Below are 14,594 nucleotides of genomic sequence, written 5' to 3' on the forward strand. Positions count from 1 at the left end.
GAACGCTATACCTAACCAGAGTGGCACCGCCGGTACGGCCTTCAGCTACACCGTGCCTACTAACACCTTCAGTGATCCGGATGGCGATGTGCTCGCCTACCAGATTACGGGCCTGCCTGCTGGTCTGACAGCTAATGGCCTCAGCATATCGGGCACACCCACTACAGCTGGTACAGCCACAATCACCGTCCGGGCTACCGATCCAGCCGGGCTCTCTGTGAGCGCCACCTTCAGCCTGTCAGTCGCTGCGGCCCCGGTGGCTAACCGCGCTCCGGTGGTGCAGAACGCCATTCCTAACCAGAGCGGCACCGCCGGTACGGCCTTCAGCTACACCGTGCCTACTAACACCTTCAGCGATCCGGATGGCGATGTGCTGGCCTACCAGATCACGGGCCTGCCCGCCGGGCTGTCGGCCAATGGCCTCAGCATCTCGGGCACACCGACCACAGCCGGCACAGCTACCGTAACGGTGAAAGCTACCGATCCCGCCGGGCTCAACGTCAGCACCGCCTTCAGCCTCGCCATAGCTGCGGCCCCGGTGGCTAACCGCGCCCCGGTGGTGCAGAACGCCATTCCTAACCAGAGCGGCACCGCCGGTACGGCCTTCAGCTACACCGTGCCTACTAACACCTTCAGCGATCCCGATGGGGATGTGCTGGCCTACCAGATCACGGGCCTGCCCGCCGGGCTGTCGGCCAATGGCCTGAGCATATCGGGCACACCCACCACGGTTGGCACAGCCACAATCACCGTCCGGGCCACCGATCCGGCTGGGCTCAACGTCAGCGCCACCTTCAGCCTCGCCATAGCTGCGGCCCCGGTGGCTAACCGCGCCCCGGTGGTAGCTAATCCCATTCCTAACCAGAATGGCAGGTTAAGCACCGTTTTCAACTATACCGTGCCCACCAGCACCTTCAGCGATCCCGACGGCGATGTGCTGACGTATCGGATCAGTGGCTTACCTGCCGGCTTGTCCTCTAAGGGACTAACCATTTCGGGTACACCGAAAAAAACAGGTACATCAACGATCAGCGTTCGGGCCACTGATCCGGATGGACTCGCAGTTACGGCAACGTTTAATCTCATTGTAAGTAACAGCAGTACGCGTATTGGTGTTGCTTCGGAAGAGACTGGGGATTGGATCATTTATCCGAATCCTGCGGAAGACTATGTAACGATATCCCTGCCGGAGGGCACGGATCAGTCCCGCTTGTCGGTTGCCTTTATCGCTACCATTGGCGCACGAATCCCGGCGGAGTCCGTTGAGGAGGTTCCCGGAGGCTTGCGGGTTCCGGTCCAGCGTTTAACACCGGGTTTATACATCCTGACGGTGAGCTCAGATCAGGGTGTCCTGATGGCGAAAAAGTTTCTGAAGAAATAACGGCCCACCGGGTAGTTCGTTTTCCAGCCCAGCATTAATGCTGGGCTTTTTATTGTATATTCAACTGATGCTATCCGTAGAGAACCTGTCTTACCGATACCCGCACAACGCAGACCTGACCCTGCAACAACTCGACTTTGCGATTGCACAGGGAGAAGTGTTTGGTTTTCTGGGGCCGAGCGGCAGCGGCAAAAGTACCACGCAGAAGATCCTGTATAAACTACTCACCGGCTACGAAGGAACGATTCATTTTGCGGGAAAGCCGTTGGCCGATTGGGGCCGCGAATTTTATGAGCAGATCGGCGTATCGTTTGAATTGCCGAATCATTATACGAAACTGACCGCCGAGGAAAACCTGCGTTTCTTTTCGTCGTTCTACGCGCGGCCAGCCGGTAACCTCCATGAATGGCTGGATAAGGTGGGGCTGGGTACCGATGCCAACAAACCGGTGGCCGATTTCTCAAAGGGTATGAAGATGCGGCTGAACTTTGTCAGGGCGCTGCTGCACAACCCGGATGTCTTGTTTCTGGACGAGCCGACCTCCGGGCTGGACCCCATTAATGCCGGCAAGATCAAACGCATTATCCGCGAACTGAAAGCGCAGGGTAAAACCATTTTTATTACCACCCACAACATGTTCGATGCTGACCAGTTGTGCGACCGGGTAGCCTTGCTGCACCAGGGACAGATCAAAGCACTCGATAGTCCGGCGACGCTTAAGCTACAGTACGGCACCCGGAATGTGCGCGTAACCACCCGCAACGAACCCGACCAGGTATTTCCCCTGGATTCGCTGGGGCACAACCCGGATTTCATGAGGCTGCTGCAACTGAATCAGATTGAGACGATCCACTCACAGGAAGCTACGCTTGAAGAAGTTTTCATCAAAATAACCGGCCGGCAATTGGTATGAATGCAATCCTGAACCTGATGCGGTGGGATATAATTCTGCTGAACCGGAACCGGCTCTTCGTGATTGCCGCCATAGTTACGCTGATGTACGTGGGCCTGTTTTATCTGTTCAGCCCCTTAGGAGACCTTACTATTCTGCTGGTCATCCTGATCTACAATGATCCGGTGGTGACGGGATACCTCTTTGCCGGCGTATTGTGGCTGTTCGACCGGAACCAGCATACGCTGCAGGCTCTCTCGGTACTGCCCCTGCCCCTGAAATCTTACCTGCTCGCCAAAACACTGGTACTGTCGTTGCTGGCTACCCTTCTTTCATTTATTATGACCATTGCTACCAAAGGACTAACCTTTAATGGTTTCCACCTGGCAGTATCCGTGTTTGGTTCGGCGTTTCTGTTTTCCTGTTTCGGCTTCGCCATCGGCGCCTTAACCAGAAGCTTTAATCAGTTTCTGCTGTACTCCATACCTTTCTTTGTGGTAGCAGCCCTGCCCTTTCTGCCGATGTTCGGCGTTGGGCAACCGCTTTATTTTGTTTTACTGCCGTCCACCGGTGGCATCGAACTGTTACAGGCGGCATTTACCGACCAGCCCATTGGATATGTCCTGCTGCTGTACGGCCACTTGCTGCTCTGGATGTGGCTTAGCTGGCTTCTGGCGCTTCGTATCACACAACATCAACTCACATGAACTCCTTTCTGGCTCTTAGCGCTACCGATTTTCGATCTACCTTCCGGGAGCCTATTTTCCGGGGTATTCTGGCCTTTCCCTTGCTGTGCTTTTTCATAATCCGGTGGGGTGTTCCACTGCTGGTGGAGCAATTTCCAATAATGGCTCCTTACCGGCTGGTGTTACTGATGTGGGGGTGCTTGCAGTCGGCCACGATGTTTGGCTTCATTTACGGCTTTCTGCTGCTGGAGGAGAAAGAAGAAAACCTTTGGCAGGTAATACGGGTCCTCCCGGTATCGGGCATCAGACTCACCTTCTCGCGGTTGCTGGTAGGCCTGGTGGTATCGGCGCTGGTCAACTTCACGCTCATCCACTGGGGCCGGATTGCCCAGTTCCCTCCTAGTATTGAAATACTCCTGGCCCTGCAATTCAGCCTGGGGGCTCCCCTGATTGCCCTTTGGCTGGGAGCAATGGCCAAAAACCGAATTGAAGGACTGGCTCAGATGAAGATCCTGAACACGCTCCTGATCAGCCCCGGCCTTATTTATTTTATCCTGCACCCGGCCGCGCACATCACCGGCCTGGTGCCTACCTACTGGACATTTCGAAGCATGGAAGCCGGGGCCAGACTAAATCAGACAGGCCTTACGTCTTTCTTTGTATACTACGGTATTGGCTGTGCTTTCTACGCGCTGGTGCTTTACCTGTTGAACCGGCGACTGCAGCAAAGTCTGGTCTGAGTACTCCGGCACACCGTTTCGGGAAAAGCCGGTGCATAAAAAAAGAGCAACACCCGTTTATGGGGTACTGCTCTTCAATAGCGGTTACGGTCAATTCGCCGAATGGGAATGGCCGCTCAACGAAGCTTTATATACTGCTTTTTCTTGATCATAAACGTGGGCAGGCCGCTGGTCATGTAATCGCCGATAGGCTGGTTGTACAACAGACGGAACTGCTTCTCCAGAGCGTCAAGGTCAGGGTTGGCGTTGCTGTTCTGGTGGGTCTTGTAAAACTCGTCTCCGAGCAGGCTGGAAATAATGAAGAAGCGGTCGAAGTTCATCTTTGTAGTTAGGTGTCTTACTAGATTTAAGTCAAAGTTCGGTGATTGACAAGCACTAAAACAACAGCCTGGATTAGAATTAATCGCCCTTTCATTATTATTTAATTGCAATTTTATCTGCGTTAAAAAGAAGGGTAGAATTGTTCATAGGCCCGGCTCTTGTGGAAGAATTTGCTAAGGCGAACCTACTTATTAAACCGGAGACTTAAAAAAAAATCGATTATACGGTAATATTCAAAAAACAATCCCATCCGGCATCAGTTACCCCAATTACCGAACGGGCTTTTACCAGGGCTGGGAAATTAACTTTACCGGTTCCGGTTCTTAAAAATCCCGGAACTGCTCATACATTTCCTTCAACCGGGCGTCGCGCTCGCTGCCGCGAATATCACGCCGGATGGCTTTTACCCCTTCAATATCCTGCAATAATCCTAATACCTGGTAAGCTCCGAAACGAACAAAGTGGGCAGCATCATTGCGGGCGGTACTTTCCAGCAACGGAATGGCCCGGCGCTGTATGTCCGGGCTCGACTTAATCAGGTATTTCCCAAACACCTGCAGGAAGTTATACTGATCCTGTGGCTTTAGGGTCTTTAGTTTTTCCACAAACCAGTCGTACCGTTTTTCGTCGGGTGTGCCGGCGTAGTAGTTTGCTACGGCCGTGATAATGTCTCCGTTGGGGACCTGCTCAAACCGCGACACAATCTGGGCCGCATCGCCAGGCTTGTTCATCAGATACGCATCCAGGGCCGCCGACACCACCGAATACGATGAGTCGTTGATGGCCTCGCGGAAGATGGGTTCATTGACGTTATCGGCAAACGACGCCAGCGTCACTACAGCCTCGGTCCTGACGGCCGGCTTCTCGTCGCTGCGTACTTTGCCCTGCACGATCCGCTCAATATCCTGGAACTGCGGACCGTCGTATTCGGCAAAGTTGCTGATGGCGACCTGCCGGATCTTCCAGAACGGATCGTTCATAGCGGTGATCATCATCCTCCGAACGGTCGAATCGACCAGGGCCCTTTTATCTTCCAGGCGGGTGATGGCCTCGTATTTGTCCTGGTAGGTGTCGGCATGGTAGTACTGAAAGACCAGTTCTTTGCGGTTTTTTTCCTGCTCCACCGTACCGATGATCCGGTGATCAGCGTCGAAGATGACCAGGTCGGGGCGCTGCTCGGCGGGGAAGGTGAGCGACTGCTTCGCTTTATCGACCACCACATCGTAGCTTCGCTTCTGGCCTTTCACCCAGACATCTACCTTCACCGGCAGCCGGTAAATGGGGGTGGTGGTAGAATCCTGCTGCTGTGTGACTTTCAGCGTCACCTTACCGGAGGCATAGTCCGGCTCCACTTTTACCAGGGCATGGCCGGGCGACAGGAAATACTGCTCGAAGAACCAGGTAAGATCTTCGCCGGTCACCTCCTCGAAAGCTATGCGCAGATCGGCCAGTTCGGCGGTACCGAAGCGGTTGCGAGTCAGGTACCGGTTCATGGCGGCAAAAAAGGCATCGTCGCCGACAATCTTCCGGAGCAGGTGCAGCACCCGGCCTCCTTTGGCGTAGGAGTGGTGGTCGAACATCTGCTCGCGATCGGTATACCCGTAGCGGATCAGCGGCTCCTGCTTTTGCTCGGCCTCAGCCAGGTACTGGTTCAGATCTGACTGACCGTGCATATCGGCCTCGTAGGGGCTGCGGGCGTACTCAAACCAGAGGTATTCGGCGTAGTTGGCAAACGACTCGTTGAGGGGCAGGTTGGCCCAGGATTCGCAGGTGACCAGGTTGCCGAACCAGTGGTGGGCCAGTTCGTGGGCAATCACCGCATCGGAATTTTCATCGGCCAGTTGGCGGTCGTCCATCTGCACCGATTCGCCATGAACAGTGGCGGTGGTATTTTCCATGGCTCCGCTCACAAAATTGCGCACGGCTATCTGGCTGTACTTGTCCCAGGGGTATTCGATGCCGAAGATATTGGAGAAAAACGCGATCATCTCCGGCGTGCGGCCAAAAATAGCGCGGGCGTATTTCTCGTAAGCCGGCTCAACATAATAGCTCACCTCCAGCCCGTTGGCCATTTCGTCTTTTACATAAGCGAATTCGCCCACGGCGATCATGGTCAGGTAAGGCGCGTGGGGTTTATTCTGTATCCAGTAATCGGTGCGGGTGCCGTCGGCGTTGTTTTGGGAGGAAACCAGCCGGCCATTCGAGAGGGTGCGGTACTTGCTGTCGACGGTCAGGTAGATCTCCTGCGTCATTTTCTCGTTGGGCGTGTCGATGGTCGGAAACCAGCAGGAGTTGGCCTCCGTCTCGCCCTGGGTCCAGATCTGGCGCGGCTTGTTGGGTTCAGAGCCGTCGTGGTTAATAAAGTACAGCCCTTTATCGCTGGTGGTAGCGCCTTCGGAGCGCCCCGTCACAAAGGGCAACTCGTTGGGTTTGGCGGTGTATTCAATCTGAATATCAAACGTGTCTTTACGGGTGTAGGTGCGTGGCAGCGTTACCCGGAGCACCCGGCGGTCGGTGTAGGTGTAGTTCAGTTTATCAAACACATATTGGGTGGCCGGCTGCCGCTGCCGGGCGTCGGCGCTTACCAGCGTATCGATCAGGTGAACACTTTTGATGTCAAACCCTTTGGCATCAATCTCCAGGGTATTCTGCGGGTAGAAATAAGGCTTGACGCGCAGCGTAGCTTTACCGAGCACATGCTGCCGGTTCCAGTCGAAGCGCAGATTCAGCCGGGTATGCAGCAGGTCATGTTTCAGGGTGCGGCTGGCGTTGTAAGGGCCTTTGCGGACCACAGGCCCAGCCGATCGCCGGACGGAGTCCGCACCTTTCCCCGCCTGCGCCAGCACAAGGCTTCCGCCGGCAGTCAAAAAGCTAATCAGAAGAAATAATGTAACGATCTTTTTCATCACTGCACGTACAAGTCAACACTGCCAGCTCAACGCTCCATGAGTCAGGTCATGCTCCGGGCGGCCCGCTGGGCCGGAAACCAGGAAGTCAGCAGGGTTATTAAAATCACAACGGTTCCCGTCAGTATCAGATCGCCGGCCTCTACCCGCACGGGATAGGCATCAATAATAGAACTGACGGTTCCCATCTGGACAAACCCATACTCCTCCTGCAACAGGCATAATCCAACCCCTAACGCCAGCCCGACCAGCGCGCCAATAAGCGCGATGATGGTCCCTTCTGTCAGAAAGATACGCCGGATCAGACCGGGCGTGGCACCCATGGCGTTGAGAATCCGAATGTCTTCTTTCTTTTCGATAACAAGCATCGACAGCGAAAAGAAAATATTCATGGAGGCCACCAGAATGATAAACGACAGGGTAAGCGCCACAAACAGTTTTTCGATGCGGATGGCCCGGTACAGATCGGTATTCAGGTCATCGCGGTCCCGGATCTGCAGCGATTCGCCGACAACGGGCAGCAGTGCTTTCTTAACCGTAGCCAATTCAGCCCTGGGGGCCAGTTGAATTTCAATGTTGGTTAGCTCGTCGGGCTCATAGTCAACAAGCGCCCGCACCACAGAGATAGGCGCAATTACATAGTCATCGTAGCGCTGCTCGATGAAAAATACGCCGGACACATTCAGGGCCTGCTGGTTGAAGGCATCGGTAGACAGCACCGAGAGCGTAGCGCCCCGCTGCGGGTACCACAACTCCAGCGGAGTCAGCACATCTTCGCGCCGGATGCTGAGCTCATTCCGGACCCCCTCGGCCACCACGGCAAAGGTAGCATTGTTGTCGCGCAGCAGCAGCCGGCCTTCCACCACGGCCGTGTCGAGCTGCCGCCGTTGCAGGTAGTTCTCTTCAACGCCCTTGAGTTTCACCACCGTCTGCGCATCGGCGTATCGCGCCAGCGCATTGTCTTCGATCACCGACGTAACCAGGCCCACCCCCGGTGTCTGCCGGATACGGGTCAGCAGGGTGTCCGATGCCTGAAAGCGCTTGCCCTGCTTTGGCGAAATGGTCAGATCCGCTTCAAAGGTCTTGAAGATCGCCCGGTTAAGCTCTTCCATACCGTTGAATACTGACAGCACGACTACCAGCGCCATTGTACCCACGCCAACGCCGAGCATCGACAGGATCGACAGCATACTGATGAAGCTGCGCTTCTTCCGACTGAAAAAATACCGGTGGGCAATCCAATAAGGCAAATTCATGGTTATTCCTCTTCTTCCTCGGGTGGTGCGGGGGGAATATCGAGGCCGGCAAACAATTTATCCATTTGGGCGGCATACTCGGCCGTATCGTCCAGAAAAAACTGGAGGTCCGGTACGATGCGCAGCTGGTGGCGTACCCGCTCACCAAGATGCTGACGGATACTCCGGCTTTTTTCGCGAATGGTATCCAGCAGCAGGTTTTTATTTTTAGTGGCCAGAAAACTCAGGTATATCCTGGCAATGCTCAGATCGGGTGAGATACGCACGTTGGTCACGGTGATGAAGGCCCCGCCAAACTGGTGCGCCATCTCCCGCTGAAATATCTCACTTAAATCTTTTTGCACCTGACGGGCTACTTTTTGTTGTCTCTTTGATTCCATAAGCTGCATTAAGTCTCAGGCTGAGGGTATAACCCCGCCGGACCGGGTTTGTTAACATCACGTAACAGAGGTATTCTCCTACCAGAAAACGAGCCGGTAAAGCGGATCGGTCTGCGACGGACTGCAAATATCCGTACCTTTTTTCATTCTGCCGAAGAATCGCGTAAATTCGCTCTCTGATGCGTTCTTAATTTTCTGAATTGTCTTGCTGAGTTTCTTTCGTTCTTACGCGCCGTACCAATACATCAGCCTGATGGTACTGCTGGGCCTGATCCGGCTGCCGTTCCTGCTGAACCCGCTCCCCCTCCTGATTCCCGAACTGAACTGGATGCTCGTGGGCGAGCAGATGAACCAGGGCTATATGCTGTACCGCGACATCTGGGACAGCGTGAGTCCGCTGTCGGCGCTGATCTACCGGCTGATCGATACCCTGTTCGGACGGTCGCAGTTTATCTTCCACACGGCCGCTACCATCCTGTCGGTGTTTCAGATCATGTATTTTAACTACGTGATGAACGTCAACGACATCTACCCGGACCGTAACTTCTGGCCCGGCCTGGTCTATACGCTGTTCCTGAACCTCTCATTCGATTGCACCACGCTGTCGCCCGTGCTGATCTCTACGACGTTTCTGCTGCTGGCGTTTGGTACGCTGGTGAAGCAGATGGTGCGGCAGGGCGCCACCGACGAAGTGTTTGAGATTGGATTTTACATCAGTCTGGCGGCCCTGTCTTACCTGCCCTCCGCCTTGTTTATTCTGTGGGCGGCTATCTCCCTGTTGTTGTATACGGGAGCCACGTTCCGGCAGCATTCGCTGTCGCTGTTCGGGTTCTTTTTTCCCTTTCTTCTGCTGCTGCTGTATTACTACCTCAACAACGGGCTGGACGACCTCAACCGCAACCTGATCGCGTCGGTGTTCCGGGTGCGGCAGTATGGCCTCAGCGACTTTCGCACCCTGTTTGCCTCGCTCTTTATCCCACTCTCTTTGAGCGTGCTGGGGTTTCTGAGCCTGTTCCAGACGCGGGGGCGGTACGTCAACTTCCAGCAGCGCTGTCAGCAGATCATGATGCTCTGGTTCCTGACCAACGTGCTGACCATCGTGCTGATGCCGTATCTGGCCCCGATGCAGTTTCTGAGCTTCATCCCGGCCATGGCCTTTTTCACAGTGCATTATTTCATGAATGCCCGCAAGCTATGGCTGGCCGAACTGACCTTCACCGGCTTCTTTCTGGTGATGCTGGTGATCTTTTACCAGGGTGCCTTCCAGCTTTTACCGGGCCTGAACATTGGTACCCTGAGCAACTTACAGGTGAAGCCTTCAGCGCTCCCCGACAATATCCAGAACCGTAAGATTCTGGTCATTGGCGACGACCTGAGTGCCTACCGCTACAACCGGCCGGCTACGCCCTACCTCAACTGGGGACTGGCCAAATACGACCTCCGGAACCTCGACAACTACGATGCGGTCATCGACGTGTACGACCACTTCCGCCGGGACCCGCCCGAATACATCATCGACCAGCAAAACGTAGTCGACAAACTCTTCCTGCGCGCTCCCGCCCTCGCCGAACAGTATCAGAAGACGGGGAATGTGGGGGTGTATCGGAGAGTGGTTAATTAGTTGATTGGTTCATTGGTTGATTAGTTGACTGGGCACCAATTAACCAGCTAACCAATGAACCAATTAACTAATCAACAACTTATCTTGGCTACTCGCCGTTCGTGGCGGCCGCCTTCAAATTCGGTATTCAGGAAGATGTCGACGGACTGGAGGGCGGTTTCGGCGGAGATGAACCGCTCGGGCAGGCAGATGATGTTGGCGTTGTTATGCTGGCGGGATAAGGCCGCCAGTTCGGGTGCCCAGACCAGGGCGGCCCGTATACCCTGGTGCTTATTGGCAGTGATGCTTACCCCCTGGCCGCTGCCACACACCAGCACTCCCCGTTCGGCGCGACCTTCTTCAACGGCCAGCGCAACCGGGTGCGCAAAGTCGGCGTAGTCGGCCGATGCTTCAGAATAGGTGCCGAAGTCCTCTACGTCGTACCCTTTGTTTTCCAGCCATACTTTTATCTCTTCTTTATAGGCAAAGCCGGCATGGTCGGCTCCGATGGCTATCTTTGATTTCATACGCTCAATATTTTGGGCAGAAAATGAACAGAATTCCTGCAAATATACGTTATTGTGTTCCCCAAATCAGAAACGCCGTCATATGGGAGGAATTCGGCCGTTTTTCAAACAATCCGGGGGAAACCCTATGTTACATCCAAAGCAGGTCGCCGACGAGTCGCCTGCTGAATACGATCCTACTTTATGGAAACGAAAGAAACTGTACATCGCTCTGAAACCCAAAGTACTGCTAAAATAGCCCGCGAACTCCCCGAACGTGACGAACTGCTGCTCACCCCCGACGAGCAACGTATTAAGGAAGCCTTTCAGGACCGCAACTGGAACGAAATAAAAAGCTCTGATTCCTGGGTTATTTTTAAAGTGATGGCTGAATTTGTCGAAGGTTTTGACAAGCTCGCTAAAATTGGCCCCTGCGTCTCTATTTTTGGTTCGGCCCGTACCAAGCCCGACAACCCTTACTATAAAATGGCCGAAGAAATTGCTGCCAAACTGGTACGGCACGGCTACGGAGTTATTACCGGTGGTGGTCCGGGTATTATGGAGGCCGGTAACAAAGGCGCTTTTGAACAGGGCGGTAAGTCGGTCGGTCTGAATATCAAGCTGCCGTTCGAACAGGAAAGCAATATTTACATCGACCCGGATAAAAGCATCAACTTCGACTTTTTCTTTGTTCGCAAGGTAATGTTTGTCAAGTACGCGCAGGGCTTTGTGGTCATGCCCGGTGGTATGGGTACCCTGGATGAACTGTTTGAGGCAGTTACCCTGATTCAGACCAAAAAGATTGCCCCTTTCCCGATTGTACTCGTCGGCCGGACCTACTGGCAGGGCCTGCTCGACTGGCTGGAAACGGTCATGCTGAAACAGGAAAGCAACATTAACCCCGAGGATCTGAAGCTGATCAACCTGGTCGATACGCCTACTGAAGCCGTTCGGGTAATCGACGAGTTTTATTCCAAGTACCTGCTTAAGCCGAATTTCTGATTTGTTTCAACGGGGCCGCCCGGCGACCCCGTTGAAACGCTATTTCTTCACAGCCGCCAGAACGCGCTTAATCAGTTCATCCGGATTACCATCGTGCCAGCGCCAGACAATGACGATGTCATGTTCGGGATCAATCCAGATGGTATTGGGACCGGCACCGAGGGCTGCGTAACTGGAGGCCGGGGCGCTGGGCCAGGCTTTGCGGTCGGTGTTGAGCCACCACAAATAGCCATAATCCGACTTGACCGCTCCCGGCGCTACGGCCTGCCGAACCCAGTCGGCCGACACGATCTGCCGGTTTCCCCAGCGACCATTGCGCAGGTACAGGTAACCAAACCGGGCTTCGTCGCGGGCATTGATCCAGAGCCCTCCCCCCCAGCGGGTACCTCCGCTCACCGACGGCATCATTTTCCCGTCCACTTCGGCAACCGCATTGGGGTAAGGGATATACTGCCAGGTGTCGGAAGCTCCAATGGGGTCCATAATCTCCTCCTTCAGCACCTGCGGCAGCGGTTTGCGCCAGATGCGCAGCAGCGACAGCGCCAGGCGGTTGATACGCACATCGTTGTATTCATAAAACGTACCGGGCTCCTGCAACGCCCTGGGTTTGCGCTCACCCCGCCCAAACGCTTCCTTGCCGACAAAGTCGTGTTTTTTGCCCCAGAGTTCGCCTTCCCACTCACTGGTCTGCCGGGCGTGGTGCTCCCAGGTAATTTTGCGGTTATGTTCTGAGTCGTAGCCGCCGTCGCGGATGTAATTTGCCACGGGGTCGGTGATGTTTTTGATCATACCCCGGTCGATGGTAATACTCAGGATAGTAGACAGCACACTTTTGGCGACGCTGTAGGTGGGATCGACGCGCCGGGTATCACCCCACTCGGCCACTATGTACCCGTGCCGCAGTACGATGCCGTTGGTTTCGGCCCGGTCGCTGGGAATGGGGCCGATCAGTTTGCCGAATACTTCTTCCTGCGTCGAGAAGTCGCGGGGCATCTGTCTGGTCTCGCGGGTTCGGGCGAAGGCCACTGCTTCTTCCAGCAGCGCGGCATCCATGCCGACCTGTTCTGGTTTCCGGCGCTCCCAGGCATCGCCTTTACCGGGAAAGTAGGTTGGGGTATTCGTCGATTGCGCAGTCTGGCTGGCTGGCCGATGACAGGCCACCAGGAAGAACAGAACAGCCACGTATAGGTGTCGTTGGTACATAAAAAAAGCCTTCAATAGCTACGAAAGCTACGAAAGGCTTATCTACAATCCCAACTGACAATCAGATCGGGAAAGTCCGGCGATTATTTCGGTTCGTCTACCCGCTCATTGTCACCCCACTCCAGCACCTCAACCTTAACATTGACCTGGCCGTCTTTCATCATACCCAATTGTTTAGCCGCAGCCTGTGACAGGTCAATGATGGTACCTTCCTCCCAGTTTTCGCCGTAGGGACCCCGGTCGTTGATGCGTACGACCACGGACTTTCCGCCTTCATCGACATTGGTTACCCGCACCACCGTTCCGAGCGGATACGTACGATGCGCAGCGGTCGGGTCACGGTTGTCGAATTCTTCACCATTGGCGGTTTCCTTACCCTGAAACCATTTGCTGTAATACGTGGCCATCCCGTTCTGGGTCTCCAGCACTTTCCGGGTGTCAGACGACGTGGTGGCGTTACAGGCCCACAACGACATAAGCAAACTACACCATAGCACCACAAAGCCTCGTGTTGATTGACTTTTCCGGTTCATAACGTTTTAAATTGGTTTTGATTAGCTAACCGGATTAGGCGAATGAGGTTTCAATAAATTTCCTCTTCTTGGTTCTAATCAGGATTCACACCAAAACCATTACCTAAAATGCCAGATAAGGTCCGAGTTTCTCAATCGTCTTCGCATCCAGCACGCGAATCGGCTTCAGCGACTCCAGTGAGGCAAATAGACCGTGCTGGTTGCGGTAATTGACAATCACCTGCGCCTGCCGGAAGGAGATGTACATGTGTTTGTCCAGTTCTTCGGCGGTGGCGGTATTAATGTTCAGCTTCTGAACCGATGACTTTACCTGCGCATACCGGTGCATTTCTTCCAGCGCCAATGAATCGAGACCGAAAATGTCGCGGTACTGCTCCTCAGAGACAAAACCGCCCAGTGCATCCCTGAATTTAACAATACGGGCCGCCAGTTTAGAACCAATACCCTTCAGCAGCTTCAGTTCCGTGGTATCGGCGGTATTGATGTCAAACGGAACCAGTGCCGGTTTAGCCGCAGGGCGGGTAGTAGACACTTCCGGGGTGCGATCAAACGACCGCTCTACGGTAGGCGTCCGGCTGGCATACACCGGTGTGGCCGTTTGCTCCGGCAATTGAATATAGGGCTCCAGCCGCTCGTACAGCGCTGGCGGAAAGTCGTAAATCTTCCGCAAGTCTTCCTTCTTCCGGAACTGCCCGCCTTTGGATCGATACCGCTCAATCCGCTGGGCCAGCCAAGGCGGAAGACCTAACGCCTGCCACTTCGCTACGGTGGCGGTATTTGGATTGAATGGAAACAACCGACCGGAAGAGCGACTGGGCTCATTGTACCGTTCAGCAATGGTCTTCTCCGATTCTTCGCGATCATACGGTCCTGCCACTTTCTCTATCTTCATCAGCGCCACCAGGCTGTCGAGTCGGCGCTGATCCGCTGCCGAGGTGTCGGGCACGGTATCCGGCACAAAATAGCGGTACAGCAATGGCGATACCAGAAACAGGCTGGTGATCAGCAGAACAACCAGAAAACCGGTCGCTTCTTTGTGGGATAAACCGAAGTAGTCGCGGATAAGGGTAAAAACGTTCCTGGGCATTATAGCAGGCAGTGTATTGCTTTATGACTGCTACTAGTAGCGGAGGTAACACCCGGACACTGTTAAGCCAACTTTATTCTTTATTATTACTATACATAATA

14 protein-coding genes are annotated in these 14,594 nt (G+C 54.4%); 6 read left to right on the plus strand and 8 right to left on the minus strand.

Translation table 11 applies throughout. From position 1 onward, the window contains the following. From ABD949_RS09675 to ABD949_RS09690, 4 genes are all read left to right on the plus strand, one after another. On the plus strand, positions 1-1,381 hold a 1,381-nt coding region (locus tag ABD949_RS09675; protein WP_345242943.1), incomplete at its 5' end, for a putative Ig domain-containing protein. 37 nt (positions 1,382-1,418) lie between these two features. Beyond that, on the plus strand, positions 1,419-2,294 hold the full coding sequence (locus tag ABD949_RS09680) for an ABC transporter ATP-binding protein (RefSeq protein ID WP_345242944.1): 876 nt from the start codon (positions 1,419-1,421) through the stop codon (positions 2,292-2,294). Then, on the plus strand, positions 2,291-2,980 hold the full coding sequence (locus ABD949_RS09685) for a fluoroquinolone export ABC transporter permease subunit (protein WP_345242946.1): 690 nt from the start codon (positions 2,291-2,293) through the stop codon (positions 2,978-2,980). Before ABD949_RS09680 ends, ABD949_RS09685 begins: the two co-directional genes overlap by 4 nt. Next, positions 2,977-3,699, plus strand: a complete 723-nt coding sequence (locus ABD949_RS09690) for a hypothetical protein (protein ID WP_345242949.1) — start codon at positions 2,977-2,979, stop codon at positions 3,697-3,699. The genes ABD949_RS09685 and ABD949_RS09690 overlap by 4 nt, the downstream gene beginning before the upstream one ends. 116 nt (positions 3,700-3,815) lie before the next feature. Here the strand turns inward: ABD949_RS09690 and ABD949_RS09695 are convergent, their stop codons facing one another. The 4 genes from ABD949_RS09695 to rbfA all read right to left on the minus strand — a co-directional run bounded on the left by ABD949_RS09695 (position 3,816) and on the right by rbfA (position 8,562). Beyond that, entirely contained in the window at positions 3,816-4,019 is a 204-nt protein-coding gene (locus ABD949_RS09695; protein ID WP_345242951.1) for a hypothetical protein, read from the minus strand. Positions 4,020-4,343: 324 nt separating this feature from the next. Then, positions 4,344-6,926 (minus strand): M1 family aminopeptidase, encoded by a 2,583-nt coding sequence (locus ABD949_RS09700; protein ID WP_345242953.1) that lies wholly within the window; start codon positions 6,924-6,926, stop codon positions 4,344-4,346. A 44-nt stretch (positions 6,927-6,970) separates the two neighbouring features. Beyond that, on the minus strand, positions 6,971-8,182 hold the full coding sequence (locus ABD949_RS09705; protein WP_345242955.1) for an ABC transporter permease: 1,212 nt from the start codon (positions 8,180-8,182) through the stop codon (positions 6,971-6,973). A 2-nt stretch (positions 8,183-8,184) separates the two neighbouring features. Continuing rightward, positions 8,185-8,562 (minus strand): 30S ribosome-binding factor RbfA, encoded by a 378-nt coding sequence (gene rbfA, locus ABD949_RS09710; protein ID WP_345242957.1) that lies wholly within the window; start codon positions 8,560-8,562, stop codon positions 8,185-8,187. A gap of 205 nt (positions 8,563-8,767) precedes the next feature. On the opposite strand from rbfA, the gene ABD949_RS09715 reads away from it, so the two are divergent. Continuing rightward, positions 8,768-10,183, plus strand: coding sequence for a hypothetical protein (locus tag ABD949_RS09715; RefSeq protein WP_345242959.1), 1,416 nt, complete (start codon positions 8,768-8,770; stop codon positions 10,181-10,183). A gap of 71 nt (positions 10,184-10,254) precedes the next feature. Here ABD949_RS09715 and rpiB read toward each other — a convergent pair whose 3' ends face one another. Then, entirely contained in the window at positions 10,255-10,689 is a 435-nt protein-coding gene (rpiB, locus tag ABD949_RS09720) for a ribose 5-phosphate isomerase B (protein WP_345242961.1), read from the minus strand. Between the two features lie 183 nt (positions 10,690-10,872). Here rpiB and ABD949_RS09725 point away from each other — a divergent pair, with 183 nt between their 5' ends. Continuing rightward, complete coding sequence (locus ABD949_RS09725; RefSeq protein ID WP_345242963.1) at positions 10,873-11,670, plus strand: LOG family protein; 798 nt, start codon at positions 10,873-10,875, stop codon at positions 11,668-11,670. Between the two features lie 39 nt (positions 11,671-11,709). On the opposite strand, the gene ABD949_RS09730 is transcribed toward ABD949_RS09725, so the two are convergent. The 3 genes from ABD949_RS09730 to ABD949_RS09740 all read right to left on the minus strand — a co-directional run bounded on the left by ABD949_RS09730 (position 11,710) and on the right by ABD949_RS09740 (position 14,493). Beyond that, a complete protein-coding gene (locus ABD949_RS09730) occupies positions 11,710-12,873 on the minus strand; it encodes a serine hydrolase domain-containing protein (RefSeq protein ID WP_345242965.1) in 1,164 nt (387 codons plus the stop codon). 83 nt (positions 12,874-12,956) lie between these two features. Next, entirely contained in the window at positions 12,957-13,406 is a 450-nt protein-coding gene (locus ABD949_RS09735; protein ID WP_345242966.1) for a septal ring lytic transglycosylase RlpA family protein, read from the minus strand. A gap of 103 nt (positions 13,407-13,509) precedes the next feature. Beyond that, a complete protein-coding gene (locus tag ABD949_RS09740; RefSeq protein WP_345242968.1) occupies positions 13,510-14,493 on the minus strand; it encodes a ComEA family DNA-binding protein in 984 nt (327 codons plus the stop codon). Positions 14,494-14,594: the final 101 nt, after the last annotated feature.

Source organism: Nibrella saemangeumensis, assembly GCF_039541915.1.
Taxonomy (GTDB): Bacteria; Bacteroidota; Bacteroidia; order Cytophagales; family Spirosomataceae; genus Nibrella; species Nibrella saemangeumensis.